Raw genomic sequence first — 9,926 nt, forward strand, 5'->3', positions numbered from 1 at the left:
ACCTAAATTATTTTAACTTCAAGGTTTGAATGCACCTGCAGGTGCCTTTATCACAAATACTCTTAAAACCATCATTTACATGAAATTTCTTGTAGCTTCTAGTGTCCTTCTCAAACAAATCTCAGCCATTAATGGGGTTGTTGCGAGCAATCCAATCATTCCTATTTTAGAGAATATTTTAGTTGAATTGGAGGGCAATCAATTGACCTTGACGGCATCAGATTTGCAAACGGTGATGACTACTACGTTGGATGTAGAAGGCGCAGAAAATGGATCTATTGCACTTCCAGCACGATTATTGTTGGAAACACTTCGTAGCTTACCTGAGCAACCTGTAACGATTTCAGCGGATCAAGGGACGTTTGGAGCAGAAATTTCCACACAGAATGGTCGCTTTAAATTGAGTGGAGAAAATCCTATCGATTTTCCACGCATTCCAGAAGTAGCTAAAAACCAATCCATTAGCCTTTCATCATCAGTATTGGGTGAAGCCATTGCTAATACCTTATTAGCCGTTTCGAATGATGATATGCGTCCTGCTATGACGGGAGTTTTGATTCAAATGATGGGAGATCATACCAATTTTGTGGCAACGGATGGTCACCGTTTAGTGCGTTACCGCAGAACGGATATTCGTCCAGAGGCACAAAGCAGCTTGATTTTACCGAAAAAAGCCTTGTCATTGTTGAAATCAACTCTTCCAATGGATGATACCACGGTAAAAGTAGAGTTTAGTCAATCGAACGCTTTCTTTACCTTCCAAAGCTTTTCTTTGATTTGTCGGATTATCGACGAGCGTTTCCCAGAGTATGAAAATGCGATTCCAAAGGAGAACAATGAGATTTTGACAATCAATAGAATGGAATTTTTGAGTTCGGTGAAACGTATCTCCATTTATTCCAATAAGACGACACATCAGATTCGTTTGAAACTGAATGCCAATAAATTAACACTTTCGGCTGAAGATTTAGATTATTCCAATGAAGCTAATGAAGTATTGGCTTGTGAATATGCCGGAAAAGATATGGAGATTGGATTCAATGCCAAATTGATTTCGGAGTTATTGGGTAATTTAAGTGCCAAATATGTGGACATAAAATTAAGCGAACCGAATAAGGCTGGTTTAATTATTCCATCGGATCAAGATGAAAACGAAGATGTGTTGTTATTGGTGATGCCAGTGATGTTAAACTCCTATAATTAATTAAGAATGTAGAATGAAGAATGTAGAATTGGATGTAAATCCTCAAAATAATTTCTTTGGCGGAATTCAATTAGTACCAAACTAAATTCCTAAATTACCCAGCACAAAATTCTACATTCTACATTCTACATTCTACATTCTACATTCTACATTCTACATTCTACATTCTACATTCTACATTTAAACAATATGAAATATTTAGCTCTAACATTTCTGATATCCATTTCACTTACTTCTTTTGCCAAAACAGGAGAAGGAGATGGAATTGAGTTTTTTCATGGTTCCTTCAAGCAAGCATTAGCGAAGGCGAAGAAAGAAAATAAATTAATCTTTTTTGATGCCTATACTTCTTGGTGTGGACCATGCAAGGTATTGAAAACCAAAGTATTTCCTGACAAAGAATTGGGAGAATACATGAATGCTAAATTCATTTCCATTGGAGTGGATATGGAAGCAGGAGAAGGCCCACAGTTGGCCAATATGTATCCTGTAGAGGGATATCCTACTTTGATGTTCATGGATGCTGCTGGTAAAGTAAAAAAGAAGGTATTGGGATTACCTAGAGGTGGTGCTAAAGAGTTGTTAACGGTAGCCAAATCTGTCAAATAAATTATTCGTCATTCATAAAAAAGGCCGTCATTCGTCAGGAGTGATGGCCTTTTTTTATTCTAATGGTATGTTGAATGTAGAATTCAGAAGTCTATCCCTACGAAAGTTGGGGATCATGCTGTTCGAATTCTATGGTTAAAACAAGTAGTTTTCTATGAAAATATTCTGGTGATCAGCATGACTCTTCGGAGAACAGCTGATGATGTTGGCTTCGAGAGCCTCAGCCAACAGTTAATTTCTGTCGTAAGTCACAACTATTCTATTTACACCAAGAGGATGAGTTGGCTGAGGCTCTCGAAGCCAAATTTTGATTTACACCAAGAGGATGAGTTGGCTGAGGCTCCCGAAGCCAAATTTGAATTACACCAAGTGGATGAGTTGGCTGAGGCTCCCGAAGCCAACATTTTGATTTACACCAAGAGGTTGTTTTGGCTGAGGCTCTCGAAGCCAAATTTGAATTACACCAAGTGGATGAGTTGGCTGAGGTTCTCGAAGCCAAATTTGATTTAAACCAAGTGGATGAGTTGGCTGAGGCTCCCGAAGCCAAATTTGAATTACACCAAGTGGATGAGTTGGCTGAGGCTCCCGAAGCCAAATTTGAATTACACCAAGTGGATGAGTTGGCTGAGGCTCCCGAAGCCAACATTTTGATTTACACCAAGAGGTTGTGTTGGCTGAGGTTCTCGAAGCCAACATTTAACATGAGATTACAAATCCATATTATCTGTCATTCTATATTGAGAGGTTAATCCTACGAAAGATGGTAACGAAGCATGAGCGAAGCAGAAGGCGGATATTTGACCTTGCGCAAGGGCTATGTGCGTTTGCGTCAAAGATTAAAGCCGTATGCGGAGTGAGCATCGGTTCCGCGAAGCGGAATTCGAGGTGGATTAACCGACCTTTCTACATTTTTTTTGTTTCTTTTTTTATGAAAAAAAAGAAAGACCAAAGAAAGTTAAGCTCCAGAAAAAGTGGTGAATTAATATATATCATACTTTTAAATTAAAATCAAGCACTTTTTCGTTTCATCATTTCATATGGATTTTCTTTTTTTGAAAAAAAAGAAACAAAAAAACTTCTTTTTTTGTCGTTCAGCCAAGGCGAATTCCGCTTTGCGGAACCGTGAATCACTTCGCTATCGCCTATATTTTTGACGCCAACGCACATCGCCTATGCTGAGGTCAAAATCTCGTCTACCGCTGCGTTCATCACCTTTCGCTGGGCTGCACGACATAGTTTTCTATTATAATGCTACACTCTTCATTTTACATTGAGAGGTTAATGAAGAATGTAGAATTCAAAAATTAATAAAACGGTCAACGTCATTCAGGCATTCATCCTTTATAATTTCCTATATAATTCCTTTCTCCTCCGCCTCATTTTTTACATCCCGAATCTCAACTGCTTTGGTAGATTTCTTACGCATTTTGATGTTGATAAATTCAACAAATAGCGAGAAAGCAATAGCGAAGTACAAATAGCCTTTCGGGATTTGGCCAATGCTATTTCCTAGGATGATGAATTCTGAGTCGTGGCTAGCTTCTGCGATGAGCATAAAACCGATCATAATTAAGAAGGAAAGGCCTAAAACCTGCAAGGAAGGGTGTTGGTTCACGAATCGACCGACAGGGCCTGAGAAGCCCATCATGATGAAGATGGAAATAATCACTGCGGTAATCATGATCACGATTTCATTGGTCAGTCCGATGGCCGTTAATACCGAGTCGATGGAAAAGACCAAATCAATCAGTGCAATTTGGGTTACGACCTGAGCAAATTTGGCTTTGATACTTTTAGGCTTTCCATCCGCATGATGCTCTTCCCCTTCAAGTTTTTGGAATATTTCATTGGTGGCTTTATACAAAAGGAAGAGACCACCTACAAACAGAATGATGGCTTGTCCGGTTGGGGCTACAGAAAGCCAGTCGGAACTAAAGTGCCAAAATGGTTTTTGTAGGGAGATTAAATAAGATAGTCCGAGCAAGAGCATGACACGGAAAGCCATGGCGAGGATAAGTCCTAGGTTACGTGCTTTGGCTTGTTGGTCTTCGGGAAGTTTATGGGCGGTTAGGGAGATGAAGATGATATTATCAATACCTAATACGACCTCTAAAAATGTCAGAGTTAATAGGCTAAGTAGTCCGTTGATTGAAAAAAGGTGATCCATGTGCTATTTTTTATGAATGCAAAGATGCTGGCTTTCTGCGAGATAGCCAACAATTAATAAAAGGTTGGAAAAATTTCTACATTTTTTTCAGAACAGCACTTGCAAAAAGCAGAAAAAACACGGATATTTGCAAACCAATTCAACGGAAAGGGTCTTATAGCTCAGCTGGTTCAGAGCACCTGCCTTACAAGCAGGGGGTCCTAGGTTCGAATCCTAGTGGGACCACAGAAACCACCTCATACGGGGTGGTTTCTTTTATTTTACGGCAATGGTAGCAAATCAAGTAGCACGTGAGGGGATTTTAGATTGCCGTTTGTTTAAAAAAAAACAAAATCTAAATTAGAATCAATCCATTTCAGGCTTATTCAAGTTATAAATTATTCTTTTGAGAACATTAACCTCAAGTTCATCCAAGGGAATGAAATCACCTGTTGTTTTACCTTTAAAAATATTATTTGCTATTTCTACTTTATGAAGCATAGGTAATACATATTTCATATAATGTGAAAAGTAATTTAATATGTCTGTCTTTGACGATGCTAATTTATAACCACTTTTACCCCTTAAAGTAACAACCATAATCCCTTTGTAACGTATATCTCGTATATATCTTCTTAATTGCTCTGATGTAATTTTCTCACCAGTGTTACGAAATACAAATGGAATTAGTTCATAAGTTTCAACTAATTTGAACGGCGCAATTTTTTGATAAAAAAGTAAATGTTCTAGAATACTATTCAATGTCTTATCAGAGCTTTCATTCAATAAAGCCTCTCCGTCATTTTGAACAATTTTGTAAATTTCCTTATCTATTTTTTCATCATTTTTATCATTTTCATATACAATATTGTTTTGGGATGAATTTGGATAGATAAATGGTTTGATAAGCTTGGGAGAAATAATATCATAAAGCTCTTCCCATCTTTGGTGTTTATGAGAACTTGAAAAAATTCGACCTAATGAACCAGATAAAACATCTGCAATTTGAATCAAAGGCTCCTCATCATCAGTACACATTTTATATGTATACTCATTAAAGAGTGTACTTGGATTTTTCTTTTGAAGGTATTTTTGCATTCCAATTGCATATTCATCACTTATGATATTATGCATAAAGACTGAGTAGTTATTGTAATTTTTAGCAATTTGTTCAAGAAAGATTCTTTGAAAAAATTTATAAAATACTTCCTTAAATTTCAGCCCATCACTTTCTAAACTTAACTTATCTACAATTAGACAATAGATTGCACAATCCAATTCATCGCAAATTGCTTTTACTACATCAAGCCTTTTTTGAAAATTATTCTTATCTCTTAGGGCTTTTGAACTTGATTTGAGCTTTTGTGAAGACAAGTATTTTTTACTGATTTCTTCTCTTAGGCTTAAAGCATTTTGAAGATTTGATTCTTTGATTGCAATTGCCGTATAAATAAAATGAGAGATTAACTGTGGATCAGCCTTATTTAGACTGTGGGTACCAAATTCATCACCGAATATTAAAATCCTTTCTTCCATATGTAAGTACCCCCTTTTTGACATTTAAATATGTAGAAATTGGGTCATTAAGCACTTTTTCTTTCCTTTCGATGGGAGTTGAACTTCCCAATGGGACTATCTCAAAAAGCTTTAATCGTTAGCACATTCCAAAAACTTAATTATCTCAAACTTCATGTAATTCAAAATTCAGGCGATTTTTTACATGTTTATTTTGCTTTTGCTTAAATGCAATATTTGACTGAAGTTCATGTTCTTTTTCTTTCTCTAAAACTCGATACCAACTGATTGCAGGAATCATGGAATTAGAATGAAGCTCTAACCGCACTATTGTTTTTTCATTTGGCAATCGGCGCCTATTCAATATCAGACTTAGTTCAGCCTCTTTTAAATCAATGTCATTAGCGAAATTTTTATTAACCTTGTATTTCAACCTTATATATTTCCTCAGAAATGATGCAAATGATAACTCATGATCGAAGATTTCTGATTTAGCATAATCTTCCATTAAAAAACGCAATTGCAATACTAGAGCATATAATTCCTGACCCCCTGAGATTCTTTCTCTATTTTTTCTACGAGCTTCAGCCAGTTCTAAATCAGCTGATTTTCTTTCCTCTGGAGTTAGACTACTTTCAAATACATAAGAGTCAGCCAACTCGTCTAACGTAAACTTATTTTTCTTAGATTTCATACCTTATATTTAATTAAAAGATTAATCAGAGAATTTGATGCTAAGTAAATTTGCCTACCAGCATCTAACATCCCATATTTGCTCATATAATGATTTTTCAATTTAGTCTTTGGTATTAATGAAACACAAGCATCAGCACCAAACAATTTAATAGCTTCGCGACATGCAAAAGCTATTAAATTTCCTGCTATTCGATCAAAAATTTTATTTTTACGTGTATTTGCAATTGAACAAGCTAATAACACAATTTCAATTCTCTTTTCAGCAGTATATACTTTCATTGACATGAGACCTAGAATTTCTTCGCTTTCAATAAGTCTAAGTTTATATACATCATTTTCCTTTTGTTTTTTCCAGTTAAAATGATACTTAGATTTTGTAATTTCCTTGTAATCTGAATCTTGTAATCGCTCAACAACAATTTCCTTAATCTCACCACTTTTAACAATTACTACATCCATGATATAAATATACTAAAATAATTAACAAATATGTAAATTTTTAATGTAAAGCCAAAGTTCTTTTACAGGTTTAAAATAAGGTATTACTCTAGAGTGTATATCACAATTTAATAAACCAAACTCACCTCCATCGCCCTAACCTTATTAATCACCCCTGTCAAAGCATTCTTATTATTGTGTTTCAAATAGATTTCCAAGGTCTTAATAGACTTATGGCCTGTAATCAAACAAACTGTACTCAAATCAATACCCAACTCAGTTACCAACATGGTTGCCAAAGTCCTTCGAGCACAATGAAGAACCAATAACTGATACCGCTTTACGTTCTCCTTTATCACCTCTCCCCCTTTAGTATATTTAATCTGAATCGAACGATTAAGACCAGGGACCATCTTACCTATTACTTTAATGGACTCATTCAACTTTTGTTCTTTGATCATCCTTGGGAAACGTCCATTGTACTTGTCCAAAATCCTTTTAGCCATGGGGAAAATCGGAATGTGAATCTCAGAATCTGTCTTTTCATTATGAAGGGTAATAACCTCTTGACTACTCCTATCAAATGAATTGAATTGAGAAAAATCTGAAATCCGAAGTCCAGTCCAACACAGAACCAAAAACTGGTCACGTACTAACTCTAAATGAGGGTTATCCGACAGATGCAAATCATATAAATCCTGAAGTTCCTGTTTATCCAACGCAATGCTTGTGGAAGGCTCCTTGGGTATCTTTATATTGAATTTTATAAATGGGTTTTGAGGTAGAATACCACGTTTGGAATACAAAGAGATAAAAGTTTTCAGATTCTTTAATCTATCACCCACTGTATTCAATCGTAATTTCTCCACGTTAGTCAGGTAGTTTTCAAAACTCAATACAAACTCCCGAGTCACGATTTCAACATTAGTAATACCTTTCTTCCGAAACTTTTCGAACCTCTCAAATGCTCGAATCATGGACTCATAGTTGTCGATAGTTCCTCGTTCATATTTTTTACCATTGTTCAACTCCACTCCTGTCTCACGCTCCTTGATTGTCTTCCAAATCATTGGAATCATCAAAATGGTATTCTTGGGTTTGAAGTACTCCTCCAACTTTGTATCGGACTTCAAATAGGTAACAATATCTTCTTTGGTTGGATTGGACTCATTCATTCGTCTGAATTCACGATAAAATCTATCAACCTTGTTTTGAAACTCGTTCAAGTCATTTTGGATATAAAAATTCTCGTGTTTACCCCTAGTGACTTTCATTCCACCATTTTCCCACTCTTTGGGGCTTACCTGTAAATTCGGTAAGGTCAATACTATTCTCGTCATACCACCATAGTTAATTGATACACCAATGGATGACTTTTCTTTGGTTTTTGACTTGATGAAGAAGGTAACGGACATTATGCTACTTGTTTAAAGGATACTTGTTTTTTATTAAATAATCGGTCTATTTCTTTTGAGGAGATTAATACTTTACGTCCTACTCCTTTATTGGTCAACAGTCCCTGTTCAATGTATTTACTAACAGTGTTGGGTCTTACTCCAAGTATATCAGCTGTTTCATCACGAGTATAAATCACCTCTGGTGTATTGAAACGTTGAAGTAGTTCATCAAACTTTTTATCCAGCAATTCTTCTAATACATATTCTAATTGTTTTGAATCTATTTGGTAGATTGGCCTTTCTTGGAAATTCATTATTGTAGAGTTAAAAAAAAGGACCTAGCTAGGCTAAGCCCTTTTTAGTGAAAAAACAAATAAACTATACTCATTTTCGCTTTTTAGGCACACAAATCCCCCTACCCATCTTTTTGATGAGGATTTCAATATTCAAGATTTAATCTTTGGATATCTAAATCACGGTGATGTGGTGATTTTTATGCGACTTGAACATATTCCTTTTGGGATTCTAATTGGACCAAAGCTCGTGGTTCAAATTCCTTTAAACTTTCAGCCAAAACACGTTTTGATGTCTCAACGTTTTGTTCATATAATTCAACCCCACAGAATCTATAGCCCATCATTAAAGCTGTCCGCCCACAACTTGCACCACCCAAGAACGGATCAAAAACCAAAGGCTTGTAATCATCTGTTGGCTTAGGGCAGTAAGTGGACAAAAAGATTGCAGGTAACATTTGTGAGAATGTAGCCGGGTGGTATTGTTCACCATCAACGTGTTTAATTCGGGCAGTGTTTGTTTGAACCGAAACAATATCACGTAATTCATTCTCACTCATAATAGTACGTAGCTGCTTGTAGAAATTAGGCACGTAGTAATTAACCCCTTCCCAACCATGATCTTTACAACCACGTGAAATCTTGAAATCGGTAACATACTTCTTAATCTTGAAGCGATTGAAGTAATAGTTCTTTGACTTGGCAAAATGAAGAACTACTTCATAACCGGGTAAAAATCGATGATTTTGGTTTGAAATTGGCTTATTAGATTCTTTAACCCAAATAATACGATCTACATAGTGCATTCCTCGTTTTACTGCTTCCAAGACAACATGCTCAATCACGGCTAAACACTTTCCATTATCATAAGTTTCCCCTAAATTCAAGAAAAGATTTCCAGTTTCCTCCAAATTAGCATAAGGGATCATCAAACTATCAATCAATCTCTCAGCAAACTTTTGAGGGGTAGCCTCCCAACCAAATTCATCTGGATCATCACCATATTTTCGTAATCGATAATAAGGCGAACTCGTAAATATGATTGAAATCTTCATATTTGACGGTAGTTTCACTTTATCAAGACTTCCTTTAATGATTTTATAGTTTTCAGTCTCTAAAGGATATACTTCAATTTGAGAAAAACCTTCATTTCGCTTAAAGTTGAAGGTATCAAACCAGCTGTTCGACATGTTCCGCAGGGTCATGTCGAATGACAGATAAAAGGGATTTGTAATCCAGTGATAATAGTATTTTTGGCTTCGAGAACCTCAGCCAAATGCGAGAGCCTTAGACAACTTTATCTGCTGTTCAACATATTTCGAAGGGTCATGTCGAATGACAAATTAATTTGATTTGTAATCAAACCTGCTGATTGAAATATATCAAAGGATTTATTTTCCCTCAACATTCTAACATAAATCAAGTTTCAAACTGATGAATTAGAATCAAAGATTCCAATTATCTAAATTCGACATGCCTTTCAGAACATGTCGAATAGCTTAATAGTATTTTTGGCTTCGAGAACCTCAGCCAAATGCGAGAGCCTTAGACAACTTTATCTGCTGTTCAACATATTTCGAAGGGTCATGTCGAATGACAAATTAATTTGATTTGTAATCAAACCTGCT

10 protein-coding genes and 1 tRNA gene are annotated in these 9,926 nt (G+C 35.9%); 4 read left to right on the top strand and 7 right to left on the bottom strand.

Translation table 11 applies throughout. The annotated features are described in order from the left end of the window. Nucleotides 1-79: 79 nt before the first annotated feature. The 3 genes from dnaN to G9H65_RS11010 all read left to right on the top strand — a co-directional run bounded on the left by dnaN (nucleotide 80) and on the right by G9H65_RS11010 (nucleotide 2,562). Complete coding sequence (gene dnaN, locus G9H65_RS11000) at nucleotides 80-1,204, top strand: DNA polymerase III subunit beta (RefSeq protein ID WP_109324974.1); 1,125 nt, start codon at nucleotides 80-82, stop codon at nucleotides 1,202-1,204. A 189-nt stretch (nucleotides 1,205-1,393) separates the two neighbouring features. Beyond that, a complete protein-coding gene (locus tag G9H65_RS11005) occupies nucleotides 1,394-1,813 on the top strand; it encodes a thioredoxin family protein (protein ID WP_166375389.1) in 420 nt (139 codons plus the stop codon). Between the two features lie 428 nt (nucleotides 1,814-2,241). Beyond that, complete coding sequence (locus tag G9H65_RS11010; RefSeq protein ID WP_166375390.1) at nucleotides 2,242-2,562, top strand: hypothetical protein; 321 nt, start codon at nucleotides 2,242-2,244, stop codon at nucleotides 2,560-2,562. 602 nt (nucleotides 2,563-3,164) lie between these two features. Here G9H65_RS11010 and G9H65_RS11015 read toward each other — a convergent pair. Beyond that, nucleotides 3,165-3,980 (bottom strand): TerC family protein, encoded by an 816-nt coding sequence (locus tag G9H65_RS11015; protein ID WP_166375391.1) that lies wholly within the window; start codon nucleotides 3,978-3,980, stop codon nucleotides 3,165-3,167. A gap of 150 nt (nucleotides 3,981-4,130) precedes the next feature. Between G9H65_RS11015 and G9H65_RS11020 the strand changes: the two genes are divergently transcribed. Then, a tRNA-Val gene (locus G9H65_RS11020) sits at nucleotides 4,131-4,205 on the top strand. 120 nt (nucleotides 4,206-4,325) lie between these two features. Here the strand turns inward: G9H65_RS11020 and G9H65_RS11025 are convergent. The 6 genes from G9H65_RS11025 to G9H65_RS11050 form a co-directional block, all read right to left on the bottom strand. After that, on the bottom strand, nucleotides 4,326-5,495 hold the full coding sequence (locus G9H65_RS11025; RefSeq protein ID WP_166375392.1) for a DUF3800 domain-containing protein: 1,170 nt from the start codon (nucleotides 5,493-5,495) through the stop codon (nucleotides 4,326-4,328). 145 nt (nucleotides 5,496-5,640) lie between these two features. Continuing rightward, entirely contained in the window at nucleotides 5,641-6,168 is a 528-nt protein-coding gene (locus tag G9H65_RS11030) for a hypothetical protein (protein WP_166375393.1), read from the bottom strand. After that, a complete protein-coding gene (locus G9H65_RS11035) occupies nucleotides 6,165-6,629 on the bottom strand; it encodes a hypothetical protein (RefSeq protein ID WP_166375394.1) in 465 nt (154 codons plus the stop codon). Before G9H65_RS11035 ends, G9H65_RS11030 begins: the two co-directional genes overlap by 4 nt. 107 nt (nucleotides 6,630-6,736) lie before the next feature. Further along, on the bottom strand, nucleotides 6,737-8,023 hold the full coding sequence (locus G9H65_RS11040; RefSeq protein WP_166375395.1) for a tyrosine-type recombinase/integrase: 1,287 nt from the start codon (nucleotides 8,021-8,023) through the stop codon (nucleotides 6,737-6,739). Then, nucleotides 8,023-8,319 carry a helix-turn-helix domain-containing protein gene (locus G9H65_RS11045; RefSeq protein ID WP_166375396.1) on the bottom strand — a complete coding sequence of 99 codons (297 nt, stop codon included), beginning with the start codon at nucleotides 8,317-8,319 and terminating at the stop codon, nucleotides 8,023-8,025. Before G9H65_RS11045 ends, G9H65_RS11040 begins: the two co-directional genes overlap by 1 nt. A 179-nt stretch (nucleotides 8,320-8,498) precedes the next feature. Continuing rightward, entirely contained in the window at nucleotides 8,499-9,488 is a 990-nt protein-coding gene (locus G9H65_RS11050) for a site-specific DNA-methyltransferase (protein WP_166375397.1), read from the bottom strand. Nucleotides 9,489-9,926: the final 438 nt, after the last annotated feature.

Source organism: Aquirufa ecclesiirivi (assembly GCF_011250515.1).
Lineage (GTDB): Bacteria > Bacteroidota > Bacteroidia > Cytophagales > Spirosomataceae > Aquirufa > Aquirufa ecclesiirivi.